At 46.9% G+C, this 21,745-nt stretch carries 23 protein-coding genes and 1 riboswitch; of the genes, 15 read left to right on the top strand and 8 right to left on the bottom strand.

The window, feature by feature from the left end; translation table 11 throughout:
• Positions 1 to 30 precede the first annotated feature (30 nt).
• From BCOA_RS22425 to BCOA_RS22400, 7 genes are all read left to right on the top strand, one after another.
• Positions 31 to 783 carry a Crp/Fnr family transcriptional regulator gene (locus BCOA_RS22425; RefSeq protein WP_014096396.1) on the top strand — a complete coding sequence of 251 codons (753 nt, stop codon included), beginning with the start codon at positions 31 to 33 and terminating at the stop codon, positions 781 to 783.
• Between the two features lie 207 nt (positions 784 to 990).
• On the top strand, positions 991 to 2,934 hold the full coding sequence (locus BCOA_RS22420; protein WP_014096395.1) for a heavy metal translocating P-type ATPase: 1,944 nt from the start codon (positions 991 to 993) through the stop codon (positions 2,932 to 2,934).
• Positions 2,935 to 2,955: 21 nt separating this feature from the next.
• Positions 2,956 to 3,177, top strand: a complete 222-nt coding sequence (locus tag BCOA_RS22415; protein WP_014096394.1) for a heavy-metal-associated domain-containing protein — start codon at positions 2,956 to 2,958, stop codon at positions 3,175 to 3,177.
• Positions 3,178 to 4,325: 1,148 nt separating this feature from the next.
• A riboswitch (cobalamin riboswitch) is annotated at positions 4,326 to 4,521 on the top strand.
• A complete protein-coding gene (locus BCOA_RS35300; RefSeq protein WP_158657222.1) occupies positions 4,479 to 4,697 on the top strand; it encodes a hypothetical protein in 219 nt (72 codons plus the stop codon). It overlaps the preceding riboswitch by 43 nt.
• On the top strand, positions 4,648 to 6,882 hold the full coding sequence (locus tag BCOA_RS22410) for a ribonucleoside-diphosphate reductase subunit alpha (protein WP_014096391.1): 2,235 nt from the start codon (positions 4,648 to 4,650) through the stop codon (positions 6,880 to 6,882). The genes BCOA_RS35300 and BCOA_RS22410 overlap by 50 nt, the downstream gene beginning before the upstream one ends.
• Complete coding sequence (locus BCOA_RS22405; protein ID WP_014096390.1) at positions 6,867 to 7,349, top strand: flavodoxin; 483 nt, start codon at positions 6,867 to 6,869, stop codon at positions 7,347 to 7,349. The genes BCOA_RS22410 and BCOA_RS22405 overlap by 16 nt, the downstream gene beginning before the upstream one ends.
• Positions 7,294 to 8,337: a ribonucleotide-diphosphate reductase subunit beta gene (locus tag BCOA_RS22400; RefSeq protein WP_014096389.1), complete on the top strand. Its 1,044-nt coding sequence runs from the start codon at positions 7,294 to 7,296 to the stop codon at positions 8,335 to 8,337. The genes BCOA_RS22405 and BCOA_RS22400 overlap by 56 nt, the downstream gene beginning before the upstream one ends.
• A 322-nt stretch (positions 8,338 to 8,659) precedes the next feature.
• On the opposite strand, the gene BCOA_RS22395 is transcribed toward BCOA_RS22400, so the two are convergent.
• The gene (locus BCOA_RS22395; RefSeq protein WP_014096388.1) at positions 8,660 to 9,274 is read right to left on the bottom strand and encodes a glycerol-3-phosphate acyltransferase; all 615 of its coding nucleotides are present in this window, start codon (positions 9,272 to 9,274) and stop codon (positions 8,660 to 8,662) included.
• Positions 9,271 to 10,356, bottom strand: coding sequence for a glycosyltransferase (locus BCOA_RS22390; protein WP_014096387.1), 1,086 nt, complete (start codon positions 10,354 to 10,356; stop codon positions 9,271 to 9,273). Before BCOA_RS22390 ends, BCOA_RS22395 begins: the two co-directional genes overlap by 4 nt.
• Positions 10,357 to 10,624: 268 nt before the next feature.
• Between BCOA_RS22390 and BCOA_RS22385 the strand changes: the two genes are divergently transcribed.
• The 5 genes from BCOA_RS22385 (at position 10,625) to BCOA_RS22365 (ending at position 13,755) form a co-directional block, all read left to right on the top strand.
• On the top strand, positions 10,625 to 11,554 hold the full coding sequence (locus BCOA_RS22385; protein ID WP_014096386.1) for an Rpn family recombination-promoting nuclease/putative transposase: 930 nt from the start codon (positions 10,625 to 10,627) through the stop codon (positions 11,552 to 11,554).
• Position 11,555: 1 nt separating this feature from the next.
• Positions 11,556 to 11,792, top strand: coding sequence for a hypothetical protein (locus BCOA_RS22380; protein ID WP_014096385.1), 237 nt, complete (start codon positions 11,556 to 11,558; stop codon positions 11,790 to 11,792).
• On the top strand, positions 11,789 to 12,052 hold the full coding sequence (locus BCOA_RS22375; protein ID WP_014096384.1) for a hypothetical protein: 264 nt from the start codon (positions 11,789 to 11,791) through the stop codon (positions 12,050 to 12,052). The genes BCOA_RS22380 and BCOA_RS22375 overlap by 4 nt, the downstream gene beginning before the upstream one ends.
• A gap of 132 nt (positions 12,053 to 12,184) precedes the next feature.
• A complete protein-coding gene (locus BCOA_RS22370) occupies positions 12,185 to 12,682 on the top strand; it encodes a PaaI family thioesterase (RefSeq protein ID WP_014096383.1) in 498 nt (165 codons plus the stop codon).
• A gap of 143 nt (positions 12,683 to 12,825) precedes the next feature.
• On the top strand, positions 12,826 to 13,755 hold the full coding sequence (locus BCOA_RS22365; protein WP_014096382.1) for a DMT family transporter: 930 nt from the start codon (positions 12,826 to 12,828) through the stop codon (positions 13,753 to 13,755).
• 13 nt (positions 13,756 to 13,768) lie between these two features.
• Here BCOA_RS22365 and BCOA_RS22360 read toward each other — a convergent pair whose 3' ends face one another.
• The 5 genes from BCOA_RS22360 to BCOA_RS22340 form a co-directional block, all read right to left on the bottom strand.
• Positions 13,769 to 14,083, bottom strand: a complete 315-nt coding sequence (locus tag BCOA_RS22360) for a DMT family transporter (RefSeq protein ID WP_014096381.1) — start codon at positions 14,081 to 14,083, stop codon at positions 13,769 to 13,771.
• Entirely contained in the window at positions 14,083 to 14,424 is a 342-nt protein-coding gene (locus tag BCOA_RS22355) for a DMT family transporter (protein WP_014096380.1), read from the bottom strand. The genes BCOA_RS22360 and BCOA_RS22355 overlap by 1 nt, the downstream gene beginning before the upstream one ends.
• Before the next feature lie 93 nt (positions 14,425 to 14,517).
• Positions 14,518 to 15,300, bottom strand: a complete 783-nt coding sequence (locus BCOA_RS22350) for a TSUP family transporter (RefSeq protein WP_013858187.1) — start codon at positions 15,298 to 15,300, stop codon at positions 14,518 to 14,520.
• A 139-nt stretch (positions 15,301 to 15,439) separates the two neighbouring features.
• The gene (locus tag BCOA_RS22345; RefSeq protein ID WP_014096379.1) at positions 15,440 to 16,465 is read right to left on the bottom strand and encodes a FecCD family ABC transporter permease; all 1,026 of its coding nucleotides are present in this window, start codon (positions 16,463 to 16,465) and stop codon (positions 15,440 to 15,442) included.
• Positions 16,465 to 17,511: a FecCD family ABC transporter permease gene (locus tag BCOA_RS22340; RefSeq protein WP_014096378.1), complete on the bottom strand. Its 1,047-nt coding sequence runs from the start codon at positions 17,509 to 17,511 to the stop codon at positions 16,465 to 16,467. The genes BCOA_RS22345 and BCOA_RS22340 overlap by 1 nt, the downstream gene beginning before the upstream one ends.
• Positions 17,512 to 17,667: 156 nt before the next feature.
• On the opposite strand from BCOA_RS22340, the gene BCOA_RS22335 reads away from it, so the two are divergent.
• The 3 genes from BCOA_RS22335 to BCOA_RS22320 all read left to right on the top strand — a co-directional run bounded on the left by BCOA_RS22335 (position 17,668) and on the right by BCOA_RS22320 (position 20,843).
• Positions 17,668 to 18,630 (top strand): ABC transporter substrate-binding protein, encoded by a 963-nt coding sequence (locus BCOA_RS22335; RefSeq protein WP_014096377.1) that lies wholly within the window; start codon positions 17,668 to 17,670, stop codon positions 18,628 to 18,630.
• A gap of 328 nt (positions 18,631 to 18,958) precedes the next feature.
• Positions 18,959 to 19,774: an ABC transporter ATP-binding protein gene (locus tag BCOA_RS22325; RefSeq protein WP_014096376.1), complete on the top strand. Its 816-nt coding sequence runs from the start codon at positions 18,959 to 18,961 to the stop codon at positions 19,772 to 19,774.
• A gap of 31 nt (positions 19,775 to 19,805) precedes the next feature.
• Positions 19,806 to 20,843 (top strand): NAD(P)/FAD-dependent oxidoreductase, encoded by a 1,038-nt coding sequence (locus tag BCOA_RS22320; RefSeq protein WP_026104535.1) that lies wholly within the window; start codon positions 19,806 to 19,808, stop codon positions 20,841 to 20,843.
• A gap of 139 nt (positions 20,844 to 20,982) precedes the next feature.
• Here BCOA_RS22320 and BCOA_RS22315 read toward each other — a convergent pair whose 3' ends face one another.
• Complete coding sequence (locus BCOA_RS22315) at positions 20,983 to 21,621, bottom strand: hypothetical protein (protein WP_014096374.1); 639 nt, start codon at positions 21,619 to 21,621, stop codon at positions 20,983 to 20,985.
• Between the last annotated feature and the right edge of the window lie 124 nt (positions 21,622 to 21,745).

The following is a 21,745-nucleotide window of genomic DNA, read 5'->3' as shown; positions in this document are numbered from 1 at the left end:
AAACTAAATTTTTTTTAGGGGGCTCATCACATGGAGTGCCATCATCATATCCATGGTTCCCATCCCGGGCATGGTTGTAAAAGCCATGCGGGATGCATACGGCTCGTGCCTATTTTCAACCATCTGGAAGAAGAACAGATGGCGAAAATCGGGGCGTCTGTTGAAACGCTGGCATTACAAAAGGGGGAAATACTTTTCCGGGCAGGGGAAAGAGATGATACGCTGTATATTATCCATACCGGAAAAGTGAGAATTTACCGGTTGGCAGATTCGGGAAAGGAGCAGCTTGTCCGCATATTAAATCCGGGTGATTTTACCGGCGAGCTGGCTGTTTTTCAACCGGGGGAAATTCATGAGAATTACGCAGAGGCCCTGCAGGATTCGACTATCTGCAGGATGAAACAGAAGGACCTTCAAGCCTATTTGCTGGCATATCCCCAAATCGCTTTAAAAATCTTAACGGAAATCACAAAGCGTTTGGAAGAATCGGAAAAACAAACGGCCCGGGTAGCGGTCGAAAATGTGGAATCCAGAATCATCTCCTTTTTAGCCAGTTGTGTGGAACAAAGCGGCACGAATGATACAGTGATTGCCTTGCCAATGTCTAAAAAAGATTTGGCTTCTTATCTTGGAACAACCCCCGAAACCATCAGCCGAAAGTTTACAAATCTGGAAAAACAGGGATTAATAGAGCAGTTGCCAAATAAGAAAATCAAAATTCCTGACTTGGACGAGCTGTTATTGTATGCAGATGAGGCAACGTCAGCCGGCGGCCACCACTGAAAAAGTGCTGAAAAAAATAAACAAGCGGCGGGAAACCACTAATAATGGTGACCCGCCGCTTTTTGTGTGTGCAAAATTTTGCCTGCGCATTTTTTCAATGGACCCGTCCTGCGGTGTATTTTTAAATTAAAAAATCTTGACAAGGGTCAATGATGAAAGCAAGGGGCTCTTTTAAAATAATCGTATAACAGGTGAGGGGGAGTTCCAATGTTAGAACAAATCCATCAACATAAGCATCATCTGGCATGGATCGCCGGCATTTTAATCGTTCTTGGTTTATGGATGAAATGGATGGGCTTTTACGCCTGGAGGGACGGTTTTTTGATGGCGGCAACCGTTGCTGCTGTCCTTCCCATCGCCATCAAAGCCTGGCAAGCGGCGAGGATGAAAACGTTCAGTATTGAGTTGCTCGTTACGGTGGCGGTTGCAGGTGCCTTGCTAATCCACGAATATATGGAATCCGCAGCTGTCACTTTTCTGTTTTTGTTTGGCGATTATTTAGAAGCCAGGACATTAAAGAAAACCCGTTCGTCTTTAAAGCAATTGGCAGATATGGCCCCGCAGGAAGCGATCTTGCTTCAAGAAGACGGAACCCGAAAAAAAACGGCCGCAGATCGCGTCCGGGCAGGGAACAAGCTGGTTGTCCTCCCGGGCGGCAAAATTCCGGTTGACGGGATCATTACAAACGGCCGGGCATTCGTGGATGAATCAGCGGTTACCGGGGAACCGGCACCCGTCATGAAAAAAGAAAACGATCCTGTTTTTAGCGGCTCGATTTTAGATACCGGCTATATCGAAATGATCGCTGAAAAGATCGGGAATGACACAACCTTTGCAAAGATGATTGAACTGGTGGAAGAAGCACAGGATGCAAAATCGAAAACCGAACGTTTCCTCGACCGGTTTGCAAACTATTACACACCGGCGATTGTCATCCTTGCACTCGCCGTGTTTGTTTTTACCCGTGATTTTCACAAAGCGATTACCTTCCTGGTCATTGCCTGCCCAGGTGCGCTCGTGATTGGCGCTCCCGTGTCAAACGTAGCGGGAATTGGAAACGGCGCGAAACACGGTGCGCTGATCAAAGGCGGGGATGTGATGGAAAAACTGTCAAAAGTGGATACGCTCGTATTTGATAAAACCGGCACGCTGACAAAAGGGAAGTCGGAAGTCACGGATTTGCACCTGCTTGGCACAAGGCGCGAAGAGGAAGTGCTCGGGCTTGTGGCCAAGGCGGAAACCGTTTCTGAACACCCGCTCGGCCAAACGATTGTGAAAGAAGCAGAAGCAAGGGGCATCCCGTTTAACCGGTATCACTTGCAGGAAGGTGAAGCGATAAAAGGGAAAGGCATGACGGCAACCATTGATGGCATAGCCATTACTGTGGGGAACCGCAAATTGATGGAAGCACAAGGCATCACCATTTCTCCATCAGCGGGCAGTTACGCAACCGATCGTGAAAAAATGGGGAATACTGCTATTTTTATTGCGGTCAATGGAAAGTTGGAAGCCATTCTGTCCATCGCCGACCAAATCCGTGAAGATGCCCGGGCTGCCTTGGAGGACATGCGCGCTGCCGGGATCAAAAGGATCGTCATGTTAACAGGCGATAACCGCCATACCGCCCGAGCCGTCGCCAACCAATTGGGTATTGATGCCTTTCATGCAGAGCTGCTTCCGGATGAAAAAGTGGACTATGTGAAGAAACTGAAAGAGGAAGGAGCTGTTGTGGCGATGGCAGGAGACGGCATGAATGATGCCCCTGCGATTGCAACGGCAGATATCGGGCTTGCCATGGGGAAAGGCGGAACGGATATCTCTATCGAAACGGCTGATATCGTTTTGATGGCAGACAAGCTTTCCCAATATGCCCATGCCTTTGCCCTGTCGAAAAAAACGATGCGGAATATGAAACAGAATATAGCAATTGCACTTTCGGTCGTCGTATTTTTGCTTGTTGGTGTTCTTCGGGGACAAGTAGACCTTGCAGCCGGGATGTTTGTCCATGAAGGAAGCGTTTTAGCTGTTATTCTAAATGCAATGCGGTTGATCGGATTTGCACCAAAGGGCGGACGGCAGAAGTTCAAGATCAGCAAAATCGGCCAACTTGATGGAGATCAATTACGGAAACCAGTGCGGCATGTAAAATAAAAACAAAAGGAGGGAAACGGAATGAAAAAAGCCGTGATGCAATTAGAAACGTTAACCTGTCCGTCTTGTATGAAAAAAATAGAAGGCGCGCTGGACAAAGTGGAAGGTGTGGAAAATGTGAAAGTACTTTTCAACGCCAGCAAAGCAAAAGTGGATTTTGACGAGGCAAAGGTTTCGGCAGATGAATTGAAAGAAATCGTTGAAAAAACAGGCTATCAAGTTCAAGCAGTGAAGACGAATTAAAAAAGGATAAGGTTGAGGCCAGTTGTTGGTCCCAACCTTTTCTTTTTTTGCAACCTGAAAGACGTATACGAATCAGCCCAGAAAGGTCGCGGTTGTTGGATCAACTTTTTCATTTTTGCAACTGCTGCTTGAAAGGGGCGGGAATAACGGGCTAATCGGGATTGCCTCTATAACGTAGACAGGTTCTATGTGAAGGAAGGCCTCCGTTTTTTTCAAGCTTCCTTAACAGGAAGATCTTCGTTATTTCGTGCTTCCTTAACGTAGCTGGGCTCTATGTGAAGGAAGGCCGTCGTTTTTGCATGCTTTCTTAACGTAGCCGGGTTCTATGTGAAGGAAGGCCGTCGTTTTTGCATGCTTTCTTAACGTAGCCGGTTCTACGTGAAGGAAGGCCGTCAATTTTGCAAGCTTCCTTAACATAGCCGGGTTCTATGTGAAGGAAGGCCGTCAATTTTGCAAGCTTTCTTAACGTAGCCGGGCTCTATGTGAAGGAAGGCCGTCATTTTTTCAAGCTTTCTTAACGTAGCCGCACTCTATGTAAAGGAAGGCCGTCAATTTTCCGTGTTTCCTTAACGTAGCCGCCCTCTATGTAAAGGAAGACCTCCGTTTTTTCAAGCTTCCTTAACATAGCCGCGCCCTATGTGAAGGAAGATCTTCATTTTTCCGTTCTTCCTTAACGTAGATGGGCTCTATGTTAAGAAAGCCCTTCATTTTTCCACGCTTTCTTAACATAGCCGGGCTCTATGTGAAGAAAGACCTTCGTTTTTCCATGCTCCCTTAACGTAGCCGGGTTCTATGTGAAGGCAGCAGCCCACATTTTCACCAGTGCTTTACGAAGAGCGCCCCTATGAGAAGGAAACGCTTAAAATTTTTGCCATTGTGCTTCTGGTTTTTTGCAATGTCATGTGTGGGGGAGAAATTTAATGGGTAAAGTCAAACCGATGTATTGTACCTGCTCCCTCAATCGTCTAAAATGGATAACGGACTGTGAAAATCCATTCCTTAAGGAAAAAGGCGAAGAAGGCTGCTCCGTATTCGGCATCTTTTTACGGACAAACTTGAAACATATTCAACGTAACTGAGGATTGATATCTTTTGTCGAATATGGTAGGATAACAACATATAGAAATTCTAAAACAAAAAAATACTAAATATAGTATGCGAGTATTGGTGGCTTTGAGATGCCTGAAAAGGGAATCCGGTGGGAAACCGGAGCTGCCCCCGCAACTGTCAGTGTGGACGAAAGAGCAAACCACTGTACCGGCTGCTTTTTTTGGCGGCGGTATGGGAAGGGCTTCATTAGAATGAAACACAAGCCAGGAGACCTGCCAATACTTGAAGTTTCTATTCTTCGGGGTGCGGGAACGGGAAACGGTAAAACAGATGATCACGGATGCTGTTTTTCTGCCGTTTTTGCCGTTCATCCCCCTGAAATGAACGGTTTTTTTGCGTTCAAAAAAGGGAGGAGAAAACGTGATATCTATTCAACTGGAATCAAAAGAAATGATTTTGCAGCTCATTGATCAAATGTCTGCAGGCCTGGAGATTGAAACCGGCGCTTATAAGGAAAAGATTTTAAAGTTATGGGACCAGGATGCCTCTTTGGTGGAAAAAACAGATCTACTTATTAAACATGCCCTTGAAAATATCGATGAAGCAGGTGCGGCCTGGACATTCTTTGCAGCGAGAATTTACTTACATAAGCTTTATGCCGAAGCCGCCAAAAACCGGCATTATGATCCAACCCTCAAGTACGGGTCTTTCTATGATTTGATCAGGCAGCTGGTAGAAAAAGGCATTTATTCTCCAAAACTGCTTGACAAATATACAAAGCAGGAAATAGAAACGCTCGGCCGCCTAATCGACCCGGAGAAGGATTTGCTTTTTACGTATCCCGGCCTCTATACGCTCGTAACCCGTTATCTGGCAAGTGATTTTGAAAAGCATGTCTATGAACTGCCGCAAGAGCGCTGGATGGTGATTGCGATGTACCTGATGCAGGATGAACAGCAGGAAACCCGGATGGAACATGTGAAGGAAGCGTACTGGGCACTCAGCAATCTGTACATGACGGTCGCAACACCGACGCTCGCGAATGCGGGCAAAACGCATGGCCAGCTCTCGAGTTGTTTCATTGATACAGTGGCGGACAGCCTGCAATCAATCTATGACAGTAACACCGACATCGCCCAGCTTTCGAAAAACGGCGGCGGGATCGGTGTGTATATGGGAAAAATCCGTGGACGGGGAAGCGCGATTAAAGGTTTCCCGGGCATGTCGAGTGGTGTGGTGCCGTGGATCAAACAACTGAACAACACGGCAGTGAGCGTTGACCAGCTCGGGACAAGAAAAGGCGCCATTACCGTCTACCTCGATGTGTGGCACCGCGACATTGAAGATTTTCTCGATTTGAAGTTAAATAACGGCGATGACCGGCTCCGTGCCCGCGATATTTATACAGGCGTGTGCATCCCAGATTATTTTATGGAACAGGTGGAAAAGCGCGGGGACTGGTATGTTTTTGATCCGCATGAAGTAAAAGAAGTCATGGGGTTTGCTCTTGAAGATTTTTACGATGAAGAGAAGGGAAAAGGGAGCTGGCGTGAAAAATATGAGGCGTGCATCCATGCCGATCTCCGTTCGAAAAGGAAAGTTCCGGCGATCGAGATTATGAAGCGCATCATGAGATCGCAACTTGAAACAGGAGCGCCGTTTATGTTTTACCGCGATGAAGTGAACCGGCAAAACCCGAACAGCCACAAAGGGATCATTTACTGCTCCAATTTATGCACGGAAATTGCCCAGAACCAGTCCCCGACTGAGCTGATTGAAGAATGGATCAAAGAAGAAAATGTGATCGTAAAGAAATACCGTTCCGGGGATTATGTCGTCTGTAACTTGAGTTCCATCAATCTTGGGAAAGCTGTCCCGGACGGGGTGCTCGAACGGCTTATCCGCATCCAGGTCCGCATGCTCGATCATGTGATTGATGTCAATACGTTGCCCATTAAACAAGTGCAAATCACGAACAAAAAGTACCGTGCGGTCGGGCTTGGCACATTTGGCTGGCATCATTTGCTGGCACTTGAGGGAATTGAATGGGAAACGGAAGCAGCCGTCGAATATGCGGATAAACTGTACGAAAACATTGCCTACTATGCGATTAAAAGCAGCATGGAATTAGCCAGGGAAAAAGGCAGCTATCCGGCATTTCCAGGCAGCAAGTGGAGCACCGGCGCTTATTTTACCGGTAAAGGCTACACAAGTGAACGCTGGTTGGCGCTTGCTGAAGAAGTGAAAAAATACGGCTTGCGGAACGGATATTTAATGGCGGTTGCACCGAATGCGACCACTTCGATTATTGCCGGCTCGACAGCAAGCATTGACCCGGTTTTCCAGCCTTATTATATGGAAGAAAAAAAGGATTACAGATTTCCGGTTACAGCGCCTGATTTAGACCACCGGACGTACAACATTTACCGCCGTTCGGCTTATAAACTTGACCAAAGATGGTCCGTCCGGCAGAATGCGGCAAGGCAAAAACATATTGACCAGAGCATCTCTTTCAATTTTTATGTGCCGTACAATATCCGCGCGCAAGTGTTGCTTGATCTCCATCTGCAAGCTTGGAAGTCCGGCTTGAAAACGACCTATTATGTGCGCTCGACCTCCAATGAAGTGGAAGAATGCGAGTGGTGCCAAAGTTGAAAGTGCTGATTGCGTACTTATCCTATAGTGGCAATACAAAAGAAACGGCGGAACTGCTGGCATCCTGGTGCAGGGCGCGCGGGATGGCGGTGGACATGCACGAAATCGGCATTTCCCCGCCGTTTTCGCCGCGCGACTATGATTTGATCCTGGTCGGAACTTTCACATGGGAACGGGGCGCCACGCCTGAAGAAGTGAAGGATTTTGTTCTGGAAATTGGCTGGAAACCTCCCAATGTCGCTGTGTTTGGAACGGGGGAAACGCAATTTGGCGGTGATGATTTATTCTGCCTGGCCGCCCGCAAACTTGCAAAATTTTATAATAGCCCATGGGAACCGTTAAAAATTGAACAGTCTCCGAGGGGAAGCCAGGAAAAAGAAGTGGAAAAATGGATAGAAGGAGTGCTGGAAGATGTCAAACGCTTTGCTGGAAAAAGCGAAAACGTTGGATCCGGTTCACCCGAATAAAGCGACTGCCTTATTCGGAGGAAAGTCAAGCGGAATTTTAAACTGGAATGATCTTGCTTATCCGCACTGGTATAAGACGTATAAACGATTGTTGGGGAATTACTGGCAGTCGGATGAAGTGAATATGTCAACAGATGTGAAACAATTCCCGCTGTTATCGGAAAAAGAGCAGGAAACGTTTTTGAAAATCATCAGCCTGCTGGCAACGCTCGATTCTTCACAAACGAGGACGATTTTGCTTGCTTCACTGTATGCGACCGATCCGTCCATCCAATCGATTTTGGCGGTGATTGCCCAGCAGGAAGCTGTCCACAATGAGAGTTATTCTTATATTTTATCGTCCGTCGTGTCCCTTGATAAACAAAATGAAGCGTTTGAAATCGGGCGGAAAGATCCGGTGCTGCTAAAGCGAAACAAAAAACTGATGGAGCAATACAATGCGTTTGCCCAGCAGCCGGATGTGGAAGATATTGTGAAAACGCTCGTGTATTCGACACTGCTGGAAGGGTTGTTCTTTTATTCCGGTTTTGCTTTCTTTTATAATCTGGCGCGGCAGAACAAAATGGTCGGCACATCGACGATGATCAGTTATATTAACCGCGATGAGCTGGAACACGGGCGCTTTATTTCGGAACTGATCCGCGCGGTGCTTTCCGAACATCCGGAATTGAACACGCCGGCCTTTTCCGATTGGGTATATGCCCGGTTCCGCGAGTCCGTTGACTTGGAAACCGAGTGGTCGGAATACGTGCTCCAGGACGTGGAAGGGATCGATCTTGAGGAAATGGCAGGTTTTATTAAATACCGTGCCAATAAAATGCTGCGCATGATCGGATTAAGCGAGCTGTACCCGGAACATGTTGAAAATCCGATGAAATGGATTCGCGCCTATGCTGATAATTTCGATGCAACCAAAACGGATTTCTTTGAACAAAAGTCCCGTTCTTATACAAAAGTGAGCGATTTGAACGGATTTGATGAGCTGTAATCTGTCTAGAACACAGTTTGCAGCACGGTGAAAAAATATTTTCGGAAAGAAAACGGCAAAAAAAGATCTGATGGATGGCACTAGCAAAAAAGCGGGAGTGATTCCCGCTTTTTGCATGCCAACTAGGGCTTGCTGAATAAGCAAAATTTCTAGATTTGGCAAGGATGCTGACGGATTTGGCAAAAATTTAAATGCAAGGGGTTTACAACCAATTTAGGGAAAAACTTGCATTCAAAAGCCAATACAAACGAGATATTTTTAGACAGCGTTTACGGACAAATAGGGTGCAAACTCAGAATTGGATTCGTTCAGCAAGCCCCAATTACGTGGTGAAATGCTTTTCCTTTTTCAAACGCATGAGCGCTTTTTTATTTTTCCACAGCAGGATGATGAAGTTGCCCAGCCAGATCCATAAGAGAAAACGAGGATATTTTTGAAAAATGAGAAAGAGGGATAGCAGCAGGAATCCGGTTGTCGTTTGCAGGCTGTCTTCACTGCTGGTTGTTTTTTTGCCTTTTTTCACCACCTTTGCTAGGACATAAAAGCATGCAAGAATAACGGCATAAGTGAGGGATATGCGAAATTTGGTCAATGCGCTCCATACGCCGAAGCTTACGGCAAGGCCTTTTCCACCGTTTCCCTTTAAAAAAGGGGAAAAGGCATGCCCGGCAATCGGTGCCAGGGCAATGGGAATCAACGCCTTGTGCGATGGGACCGCCCCCGATTTTATGATCAGCCAAACTGGAAGAAAACCTTTGCCGAAGTCACCCGCAATGCCAAGCAGCCCAAATTTGTAACCGGCTTTTTTCCAAAGGTTTGCTGCACCAGGGTTTCCGTCCCCGGTTTTGCGAATATTGACGTTTAATAACAAGCCGATCCAGTAAGAAAACATCAGCGAACCGGAAAGAAAACAAAGTGCTGATAATAAAAAAGTCATTTGTTTTGCCCCCTTCCCACATCAATGTATCTGCCTTTCCAAAGCACTTTTTTACGAAAATGGGACTGATAAAGGGAATACAGGATGACAACCAGGAAAAAAATCATCGATAAAAAGTGAAATAAAGGATGCAGGATGCCAAAGTTTCCCGTATGCCGGTTAAAATAATAGATTTGGGCGGCATACAGCAAATACCCCGCAACAAAGTAAGGGATGCCGGAGAAGCAGCCGAGCTCGGATATGAGCAGACCGAGAATCCAGAAAACTACAGCCGCAATTGTAAAAGGATGAATGGCTGATGTGCTTAACACCGCCCCTTTTGCAAATCCTTGCAGCTCATGGCTGAAACCGCCGGGATACATGTGGAAGAAGACGAGCCCGCTTCCGGTAAAATTGGTGACCGGAATGCCAGCCTGTTGAAAACGGGCGCCTAAGTTCAGGTCGTCCAGCATTTCAGCGCGGATATTCCCGTGCCCGCCAATTTTGTCATAATCTTCTCTTGATACACAAATACAGGCACCATAAAGCCCTTTTTGTCGGTTTAGGCGCTCAAACGGCGAGGTGAATGAGAAAATCCCGAGCAGGTTCAGAACCATTGCCAGTTTCTCATAAAATTTTTCAGTAAGATGGTATGGAACGACAGAGATGGCGCCTCCCTGCTGTTTTTGTGCTGTAACAAGAGAGCTGATGGCGTGTTCAGCAAGGCGGATGTCGGCATCGAGAAAGATAAGCAGATCCCCGGTGGATTTCACGTAACCGTTCCAGACGGCCCACGTTTTTCCGGTCCATCCATCCGGAAGATCAGGCGCAGAAACGACGGTGACACCGAATTTTTCTGCTGTTTCTTTTGTTTTGTCTTCGGAATGGTCGTCCACCACAATGATTTCACCGGGTTTGGTTGTTTGCTTGTTTAAAGAATCCAACAGGGCAGGCAGGGTGTTTTCTTCATTTCTTGCCGGAATAATAACGGATATCTTTTCCCGCCCGGCTGTGCCGTGTGCTTGCGGTAAAGGGCGCTTACGGAAAAGGACGAATCCCGTCAGCAGGCCGCATAAAATAAACCAGAATAAAATGGCAGACATGTTCACCACTTCCTGTTCTGCTGTATAGAGTGAACGTAGGGTAAATTTGTATGGCAAAGCAGTTAAGATGAATTTTGTATCTCTATTTTACATCAGGGCTTCCCGGAAGGAAAAAGTTAGCATGCAGATAGAATGATGGTTTTGCGTCTGCCCCTCCTGTTCTGAGGGCATGGCAGATGAAATTTGAAAAAATAGTGTGCCCACCACTTGAAAAACGAACGTTTGTCCTTTATAATAAAACTGAAAAATAAGAAAAGGAGTGCTGCCTTTGGAACTTGTAATGGAAAAACATGCCGGTTATCACGTGCATGATCGTTTTTTTAAGGAGCTGATCCAAAACTTTTTTCAGGAGTTTATGGAGGCGTTTTTCCCGGATCTTTCAGCGGATCTCGACTACCGCCGGGTGCGGTTTTTGTCGCAGGAACAGTTTACGGACTTTCCGGGCGGTGAGCAAAAACGGGTTGACATCCTTGCCGAAACGAAGGTAAAAGGCAAAGATACCGTGATTCTCATCCATGTAGAGCCGCAGTCGTATTACGAGAAACCTTTTCCTGAACGCATGTTTCGTTACTACATGATGATCAGTCTCCGGCACCGGAAACCGGTATTGCCGATTGCCGTTTTTAGTTACGAGGAGAAAACAGAAACCCCTGATACGTACACCTTTGCGTTCCACAACATTGAAATTCTTCGTTTTCACTATTTATCCATTCATCTGATGAAACAAAATTGGAGAAATTATATCCGGAGCAACAACCCTGTTGCCGCGGCATTATTAAGCAAAATGGGGTATACAGAAAAAGAACGGGTGCAGGTCAAACTGGAGTTTCTGCGGATGCTGGCCCGGATGGAACTTGACCCTGCAAAAATGAGGCTGTTACACGGTTTCTTTGATTATTATTTAAAATTGAACGAAAAAGAGGAGGCGGAAGTAATGGAAAACATTAAAATGCTGGATCCAGACGAAGCAGAGCAAGTATTGAAGCTGCCGAATTCCTATTTTGACCGCGGGTATAAGAAGGGGAAAGAGGAAGGCAGAGAAGAAGGAAGGGAAGAAGAAAGAAAAGAATTGCTACAAACGATTCCAATTGCCATCAAAATGTTGCAGGAGGGTATGAAGCTTCAATTAATTGTGGAAAAAACTGGCCTGAGCCAGAGAGAAGTGGAAAAAATAAAACAACAATTGGAGCATTCATAAGATGGAAGTCAGGCTGCCTGGTGTGGATGGAAAAGAAGTTGTCCTGGACTTGCCAAATTCTTACTTTGACCGCGGGTATAAGAAGGGGAAAGAGGAAGGCAGAGAAAAAGAAAGAGAACGATTGATTATCAATTTTCTAAAAAATCAAGTGGATGTGAAGGTCATTGCCCAGGGATCCGGCTTGAGTGAAGACGAGATCATGAAGATCAAAAGGCAGATAGAAGGGGAAAAGCCTTGAACCCGAGTTATGACGAGGCAGAGCAAGTATTGAAGCTGCCGAATTCCTATTTTGACCGCGGGTATAAGAAGGGGAAAGAGGAAGGAATTGAAATAGGAGTAGAGAAGGGAAGAGAAGAAGAGAGAAAAGAAATGTTACAAACGATTCCAATTGCCATCAAAATGTTGCAAGAGGGTATGGAGCTTCAATTAATTGTGGAAAAAACTGGCCTGAGCCAGAGAGAAGTGGAAAAAATAAAACAGCAACTGGAAAATTTATAAGTAAAAAAAGATTTTCACCGGACATCTGTTTGCCGGTGCTTTTTATATGGCCAAACTTTCTAAAAATACAGCTGTTAAAATTTCGTGCAAAATGTATTATAATTTTAAATAGAATAAAAAAGGGGTGAGGAAATGGAGGAAAGTGTTACAAAGGCAGTTCAGGATTACTATCCCGATTCATTTGCAACTTGTTACGGCTGCGGGCGGCTGAATGAAAAAGGCCATCATTTTCGCACGGGCTGGCTGGGGGACAAAACCATCACGATTTATACGCCGCTTCCTGAATATATGGGGGGGATCCCGGGGTTTGCCTACGGAGGGATCGTAGCATCGCTGATTGACTGCCATAGCGCCGGTTCCGCATCGCTGTATGTGCTCCGGAAAAACGGCAACGAACTTGGCGACGGGACAGAGCCGCCGCGGTTTGTAACCGGCACATTAAAAGTGGAATATAAACACCCTACCCCGCTTGGTGTGCCGCTTAAGGCAATAGGAACCGTTACCGAGATCCATCCCAAAAAGTACCGGATCAACACAGAAGTATTTGCGGAAGATAAAGTGGTCGTAACAGGGGAAGTTATCATGGTGATGATGCCGGAAAAATTCAGGGAGAAAGTAAAACAGCAGTAAAGCCTAGCGCGGCATCGGTCCTTGAAAGATGCGCCGGGTAAAAACAATCAAGCAGCATGGAAAGCATCTTCCGGGCAACCGGCACGGATGCGGACCGCCATTTCCACAAGACAGCCAAACAGAATAGAAAGATGGGGAATAGATTGGAAAAAGTTGTCCAGCAGCTTGCAACAGAAGCGCATACACTACGAGCGAAAGGAATCGCGCTTGTTTTATCAGGCGCGGTACTATGGGGTGTATCCGGTACGATTGCGCAATATTTGTTCCAGCATTTGCAAATGGATATGCAATGGCTCACGGTCATGCGGCTGCTTGTATCCGGCCTGCTTTTGCTCGGATTTTGTTACGGAAGAGAAAGAAATCGTGTCACAGGGGTATGGAAAGACCCGGCTTCACGGAGAGATCTGATTTTTTTTGCGGTTTTCGGCATGCTCGGCGTCCAGTACACCTATTTTGCCGCTATCCGGTACGGCAATGCAGCAACAGCAACCATTTTGCAAAGCCTCGAGTGTGTCATTGTGCCGTGTTTTCTGGCCGCCCGATTCAGGAGAATGCCTGGCCGGCGTACGTTATTTGCCGTCTTTCTTGCAGTTGCCGGAACATTTTTGCTTGTCACACACGGCAGTTTTACGACGCTATCCATTTCGGGAAAAGCGCTTTTCTGGGGTATTTTAACGGCTTTTACCGCTGCTTTTTACACACTCCAGCCGATAAAGCTCCTTCACCAATGGGGTGCGGACGTAACCGTCGGCTGGGGGATGCTAATTGGGGGCGCGGTCTTAAGTTTCATTCATCCGCCGTGGCATGCAGCTGGGAACTTTTCTCCGGCCGCGGTGCCGGGGATTGCTTTTGTCATTTTATTTGGAACGCTGGTTGCCTTTCTTTGCTATTTGGAAGGGCTGAAATATTTAAGTGCATCAGAAACAACCGTACTTGCCACAGCAGAGCCGCTTTCCGCCGCATTTTTAACTGTGGTGTGGCTCCATGTTCCGCTCGGTTTTTTTGACTGGGCCGGTGCGCTGATGATTATCAGCACCATTTTCATTTTGGCGTTAAAAGGAAAACATGCATAACACCGCGTGGCGGTCATGATACCAGCTTCAGCCCGACCGCTGCGCCTAAAATCATCGTGATAAAAACAATTCTCCGCCAGTCTCTTGATTCTCCAAAAAATAACATGCCGACAATTGCGCCCCCTGCTGCACCGATTCCTGTCCAGACGGCGTAGGCCGTGCCCATCGGCAATGTCCGCATCGCAAACGACATAAACAAAAAACTTCCGCCGAAAGCAAGCACCATGAGCAGCACAGACTGCAGATTGCGGCGGCGGTTTACCATATTCATGGCGGCCACGCCGAGCATTTCACATAACCCTGCAATGAGTAGAGAAGCCCAAGCCATCAAGAATCCGCCTCCCCGCTGCTTTTTTCATTTTCCGCAATCCTTAAGCCGATAATGCCCGCCAGCAGAATGAAAATCAAAACAATTTTTATGAAACTGAACGGCTCGCCGAAAAATACGATTCCGGAAAAAACCGTTCCGGCTGTGCCGAGCCCGACAAAAACGGCATACACCGTTCCGACCGGCAAATCCTTGCTTGCCGCAATGAGTGCGTAAAAGCTTGCAGTAATGGCAACCAGCGTGCCCGCCCATTCTAACAAATTATCCGCATGCTTTAGCCCGATGACCCAAAAGACTTCGAAAAAAGCACCAACAAGAACAATGAGCCAGGACTTGTTCATTTCAAACACCTCCATAAAAAATCCCGGCGAGCTGCACAAAAAGCATCCCCCGGGTTGCATGGCAAAAACGTGATCCTTCATCTAACCTTTTTGTCAACCGAAAAGAAACGCGTGTACATAATCATATGTATTTTTGGCAAGCAGCAAAAATGTGACGGCGATAAACAGCGCGCGCACATAGCCGCTCCCCTTTTTGATCGCGAACCGCGAGCCGATGATGGAGCCGGCGATTTGCCCAAGGCCCATCGGAATCCCGTAGGCATAATGAACCTGCCCTAAAAAAATAAACATAAGGAGGGCCGAGATATTGCTGCCAAAATTTAAAAACTTCGCGTTTCCGGCTGCTTTTAAAAAGTCAAACCCGATCATGAGGTAGGCAAACATTAAAAAGGAACCGGTGCCCGGGCCGAGAAATCCGTCGTAAAAACCGATCAGAAAAATGAGTGCCGTAAACAAAATCAGCCGGCGGACGGATAACTTTTTATACGCCATGATTTTTCCCCAGTCTTTCTTCGTCACCGTATAGATGCCGACTGCGGCAAGCATGATCAGCATCAATGGTTTTAACACATCCGGATCCATGAGATGGACGGTGTAAGCGCCGAGCATCGAACCGAAAAAGGTGAGCGGAAACATTTTATAAATGGAAGATAAATCAAGTTTCCCGGAACGATAAAATACAAATGTGCTTGTAAATGACCCCATTGTCCCCGCGAGTTTGTTGGTAGCAACCGCTGCAGACGGCGAAAGCCCAGTAAACAGCAGGGCAGGCAGGGCAATCAGGCCGCCCCCGCCGACAACAGAATCAATAAAAGCTGCACAAAACCCAAAACCAACTAACAGTGCCAACATGGATGGATCGAGCCCGAATATCATAAAATCAGCCTTCCTTTTTTATCACTGTTGTTATCGTAGCGAAAAATTTAAAAATTGTAAATATCTTTCCGCTCTGGGCATGTGCAAAATTTTTCCAACGGAATGAATAAGGGACTTCCGTGTGCTTTACTATTATGCATTATGCTGTCCGTATCAGCAGATAAATAAAGTATGGTGCGCCGAGGATTGAAATGACAATCCCGACCGGCAGTTCCATGGAAGGTATCACGACTCTCCCGACTGTATCAGCCAAAAGCAAAATGTTTGCCCCAATCAGCGCCGTTAAGGGCAGGGAAAATTCATGTTTTGTCCCCATAATCCCGCGGGCAATGTGGGGCGCAATCAGGCCGAGAAACGTAATCCCGCCCCCGACCGCTACACAGCATCCGGCCAGCCCGACCGCGGTCCCGAGAAGTTTCAGCCTTTCTTTTTCAAGCGGCACCCCGAGCCCTGTGATGACCGGCTCATCCAGACGCATAATATTCAAGTAACGGGCTTTGTATATAGCAAATGGGAGCAGAACAACCAGCCAGGCCAAAGTGACAAGGACATAATCCCAGTTTGTTGCCCAAATGCTTCCGGATATCCAGGTCAGCGTTTTTGTAAAATCTTGGGGATCCATTTTCATTTGCAGGACTGTTGTTGCCGCATTAAAAGCCGCATTTAATCCAATACCTGTTAGAACGAGACGACCGGGCGCCACGCTTCCGCCTTTTTTGGCAAGCAAATAGACGAGGATCGCCGAAAGAAAGGCGCCGGTTAATGCGAAAAACGGCATGACAAAAATAGAAACTACCCCGGCAAGAAAGGCCGTGCCTTTAAAAAAGAATGTATATAATACAACGGAAAAGCTTGCCCCTGCATTCACGCCGATAATGCCGGGATCTGCAAGCGGGTTTCTGGAAATGCTCTGGAGAATGCCGCCTGAAACGGCAATTCCGGCGCCAATCAGCATCGCGAGCACGATCCGGGGCAGACGGAATTCAAACAAGGTCATCCGCTGGTTGCCAACATCACTGCCGAAAAAGGCAGACCATATTTGCGGAAACGGAATGTTCATCGTGCCCGTCCGGATGCTGGCAAAAAAGAGGACGATCAGCAAAACAAGTAGGATAGTGCAAAGCATGCTGAATTTCCGTTTGTCGGTTGCAAGCCGTTTTTCCACTACAATCCGCCCCCTTCTCTTCGTGCCAAATAGAGAAAGAATGGGACGCCGATGATGGCGGTTACTGCGCCTACTGGTGTTTCAAAAGGGGCATTGATCATTTTTGCAGCATCATCGGCAATGATCAACAAAAGGGCGCCCAGAATCGCTGAACAAGGGATGATCAAACTATAATCCGATCCGACAAGGAAGCGGGTAATGTGCGGGATGACCAATCCGACAAACCCGATCATCCCGGCAATGGATACAGCCGCCCCTGTCAGCAAAAGAACGGCCACAATGCCTGCGATATAAACAAATACCGTATTTTGGCCGAGTCCTTTTGCGATTTCCTCCCCGAGGCTTAAAATGGTGACGGCGCGCGAGATGGCAATGGCGATAATCACACCGGCAATGATGGCCGGAATGACATACTTGAGCTGGCTGGATTGCACACCGCTCACGCCGCCTGCATACCAGTAGCTCAAATCTTTTGATATGTTGAAACGAAGCCCGATCGCCGTAGATAAGGCGCTAAGCAGAGAAGTAACGGCTGATCCGGCAAGCGCCAGCTTCACAGTGGTGTTCCCGCCTCTGGATAAAGCTGTGATTAAAAAAACGAGGGCCGCCCCCAAACCGGCTCCGGCAAAAGATATGAAAATCAGGCTCTTGTAAGAAATGCCCGGAAAAAAAGCATAGGCAATCGCCATAAGAAAAAGGGATCCCGAGGTTACCCCCAAAATAGACGGGGATGCGAGCGGATTTCGCGTCATTCCCTGCATGACCGAACCGGAAACGGCCAGCCCGGCACCGACGCATAAAGCGGCAATGGCACGCGGCAGCCGCAATTCATGGATGACGACATGGGCCGGGTTGTTTGCATCATAAAAAAACAAACTTTTCCATACAGTTGTATAGCCGACATTCGATGCACCCAATTGAATGGAACCCGCGACGGCAAGTATGATAAAAATCCACCCGAAGCCGAGGATAAAATAAGCCAGTCGTTTTTTATACGGTTGATCCTGCACGCGGTGTGCCGCTTTACTTGTGTGCGCTTTTGCCATCCCTGACTTCCTTCCTTCTATTTCGATACGGTTAAAAATTTATGATTCAAAAAGAAAAAAGATTGACAGAATGAAAAATTTTCGCTTTAATTGATGTTGATAATCATTATCATTTATCTGTCTACAATATTTTAACATAATGCCAGGGGGATGAAAATGTCTTACAATCTAAAATTAAAAAAGATTTTCCAAATATGCGGGATTGTCTTTCTGTCCGTTGCCCTTGCTGCCTGCGGGAACAGCCAGTCCGGAAATGGAAACGGAAACAAGCCTGCCGGCGGTTCAAAAACCCGGACGGTAACAGACGTGATGGGGCATAAAGTAAAAGTGCCGGCTCATCCGAAACGCGTCATTGCGACTTATTTGGAAGACCATCTTGTTGCACTCGGGGTGAAGCCTGTCGCACAATGGAGTGTCAGCAACGGCATTCAGGAATATTTGCAGGACGATTTACTGAAAGGGGTACCGGCTATTTCTTACGACCTGCCTTATGAACAAGTGCAAAAATTCAAGCCGGATTTAATCCTGATTGACGATGCCAGTATGGTGGAAGGCGGGAAGTATGAACAATACAGCAAAATCGCTCCGACCTTTGTCGTAAGCAAAAAGCAAAACAGTGACTGGAGAAAAGAACTGCTTACTGTTGGGAAAGTGTTGAACAAGGAAGCAAAGGCAAAACAAGTGCTCGCAGATTATGAAAAAACAGCCAAGAAAGCAAAAGCACAACTGGCGAAAAACGGAAAAGCGCCTTCTGCTGCTGCAATCTGGCTTGTGAACAATAAATTTTTTATCGTATCGAAAAATGTATCAAGTGGGGACGTCCTGTACAATGATTTAGGTTTGAAGGTGCCGGCTGTTGTAAATGAAATTTCTGCAAAAGCAACCAGCAACTGGAATGCTATTTCGCTTGAAAAATTAACCGAGCTGGATGCAGACTATATTTTTTTGATTAACAGCGATAAAACCCACGCAACAGAGCTGGACAATGCATTATGGAAAAGCATTCCTGCCGTCAAGAAACACCATGTAGCTGAATTTTCTGCTGATACCGGCTGGCTTTACTCTGGCGCGATTGCAAACAAAGAGATGATCCGGGATGTATTAAAAACGATCAAATAATCCTTTTCGCGGCCTGCCGTCCATGTTGCATGGACGGCTTTGGCTGCGGGAAGAACATATTGATGTTTCCAAACCCGGCATCATGCGGATACGGGGGAAGAACACCCTTATTCCAACTGGAAAGGCCCAAAAAAGGAGAGCCTTTCCTCCGAAAAAAATTTGCAAAATTTCAAAAGTACAGGAAGGGCAGCAGGAAATGCTTAAATTGCGGAAAAACCTGGAGATTGCCGGTGAAAAATCGATTTGACACCTATTTGGAAACCTTATAGAATGAAATTGATATTAAGAATCATTTTCATTTAATGCCAGATTCATAGGAGGAACTGAGATGCCAAAGCTTTGTGCAGAAAATTTAAAAGTTGCCTATGGAGATCATGAAATTATTAAAAACTTAAATTTAAATATACCAGCCGGAAAAATGACGGCGATCATCGGCCCGAACGGATGCGGCAAATCCACTTTGCTGAAGGCATTGGCGCGCATTCTCTTTCCGAAAAACGGGTCCGTTTATTTGGATGGAAAAGAACTGGCAAGACAATCAACAAAGAAAATTGCGCAAAAGCTTGCGATTTTGCCCCAGTCTCCGAGTGTGCCGGAAGGACTGACGGTTTCGGAACTTGTATCTTATGGCAGGTACCCGCACCAAAAAAGGTTTGGAAAGCTGAATCGTGAAGATTGGAAAGCCATTCACCGGGCCCTTGAAATGACCGGGACGGAAGAATTGAAAGACCGTCCTGTGGATGCGCTTTCGGGCGGGCAACGGCAGCGGGTCTGGATTGCGCTCGCACTTGCGCAGGATACCGAAATGATTTTACTGGATGAGCCGACAACCTATCTGGACCTGTCCCATCAGCTGGAAGTGCTGGAACTCTTGCAGGAGCTGAACAGAATGGAGCACCGCACGATCGTGATGGTGCTGCACGATTTAAACCAGGCCGCCCGTTTTGCGGACCATATCGTTGCCATGAAAGATGGCGAAATCCTTTACGAGGGCAGCCCCGAAGCTGTGGTGACAGCGGAAATGATGCGGGAATGTTTCGGATTGGATGCCCAAATTGCGCTTGATCCGAGGTGCAAAAAACCGGTTTGCCTTTCCTATGATTTGATTAAACCGTATAAAGAAGTACGCGCACAAATGGCGTAGCCACTTTTTTTATGAGCGGGATTGGAGGATCTTGGCATTGGACCATGAAATCTACGATGTAACCATTATTGGCGGCGGGCCGATTGGCTTGTTTACGGCGTTTTACAGCGGCATGCGGAAATTAAAGACGAAAGTGCTGGAATCTAGCGGCCAGCTGGGCGGAAAAATCTCGATGTTTTATCCGGAAAAAACATTGCGGGATATTGGCGGGATCCGGAAAATAACAGGCGGGGATCTTGTGAAGGAACTGATCCGGCAGGCGGAAACTTTTTCGCCAACGATCCTTTTTCATCAGCATGTATCCGGTTTAAAGCGGCGCCCGGACGGCATCTTGATGTTAAGCACGGAAAACGGCGGCCTTCACCTGACAAAAACGGTTATCCTCACCGTCGGGGCGGGCATTTTTAAACCGATTAAGCTACATATTCCGGGGGTAGAACGCTATGAATCCGGCAATCTCCATTATGCCGTCGACGACTTAAATCGCTTCCGCAACAAGCGGGTGCTGATTTCCGGCGGCGGAAATGCGGCAGTTGACTGGGCAAACGAACTGGCCGGGATTGCCGAAAGCATTACGATCGTCCACAGGCGGGAAGCATTCAGCGGGCATGAATACGATGTGTCCGAAATGGTGAAAAATGCACGCCTTTTTATCCCTTACTGCATTTCAGCCCTGCACGGGACTGGCAACAGGATCGAACGCGTTGCGGTGAAACACGCCGGGACGGGCGAAGAAATATGGCTTGAAGCCGATGAAGTTGTCGTGAACCACGGCATTCAGGGCGATTATGGTGGCATTTTAAACTGGGGTCTTAAAATGAAAGACGAGCGGATCGAGGTCAATGGCGCGATGGAAACGAATATACCCGGGATCTTCGCGGCAGGGGATGCGGCAATTTACCCGCACAAATTAAAATTGATTGCCGGGGGGTTTGCGGAAGGCCCGGTTGCTTTAAACAGCGCCGTCCGCTATATGTGCCCGGATGCAGAACCGATGGCCATGTATTCTACGCACCACGAAGATTTTGTAGATAAAAACGGCCGCGAAAAAGAACCACAGGCACGCTAAAAGCTAATAAGGGCGTTGAGATGTGTCTCAGCGTCTTTTTTGTGTGCACTGAAAAGCAGCAAAATGCGCATCCGCTCCTTTCTGTCCGCACATGGCGGTAATTACAGGGAAACGGCGGATATCATGACCCGCCGTCTGTTCATGCGCTGCGCTTGTTATTTTTAAATTCGCACCGCACCACTAAAAGGGTTGCGTAAGATTGTATTTCCTTTTTGTGTTTTTTCAGGTCTTCAAAGTCATGAAGCGGAGGGGCCGGGGCAGAATCATCTTTTGAAAAACCAATGGCTCCTAAAATCTTTTTGCCGCTTGCCGATTCCGCGCTGTCAACGCCGCTCAAGGAAAACGCGTTGATGTCTTTATCCCCTGCTGCCGGGAAAGTTTTAAATGTGCTGAAAGTGGTATTGCCTTTACCCGTATAGATGCCTTCGATGACCTTATAACGTTTGCTGTTTTCGCTTACCGGAGAGGCTGTGAACATAATTGTCCCTTTCTTCCCCGCTTCCCCTTCTAGTTCAAAAAGATGGTCATTCACCAATTTTCCGTATTTGTATTCTTCCAGCCAGATTCTAACGGATTTATACTTGTTAGGGTCGACACGGTATTGATAAAGAAAAGAGTTGTCCGTTGAAGCGTGTAAAATGGCTTCTTCATTTGCCGTTAGTTTTGCCGGTTTAAATGTGTTGGCATTGGCAGGCTTCCCGCTTTTCCCAAGCAGATTCCATCCGGTGAGAACACAGAGCAACGGCAGGGCCAAGCATGCAAACAAAACTTTTTTCATAAAACACCTCCCTAGCTTATTTTATCATTAAAATTGAAATGTTTTAAATACTTTTTGGAAAAGAAAACGCCGCTCATACGGATGTTTTTACGATCAGCGGTTTGTCGGCTATATAAGTTGGGCT

It is taken from the genome of Heyndrickxia coagulans 36D1 (assembly GCF_000169195.2).
GTDB lineage: Bacteria > Bacillota > Bacilli > Bacillales > Bacillaceae_C > Weizmannia > Weizmannia faecalis.
This window is presented reverse-complemented; position numbering and strand designations above follow the sequence as displayed.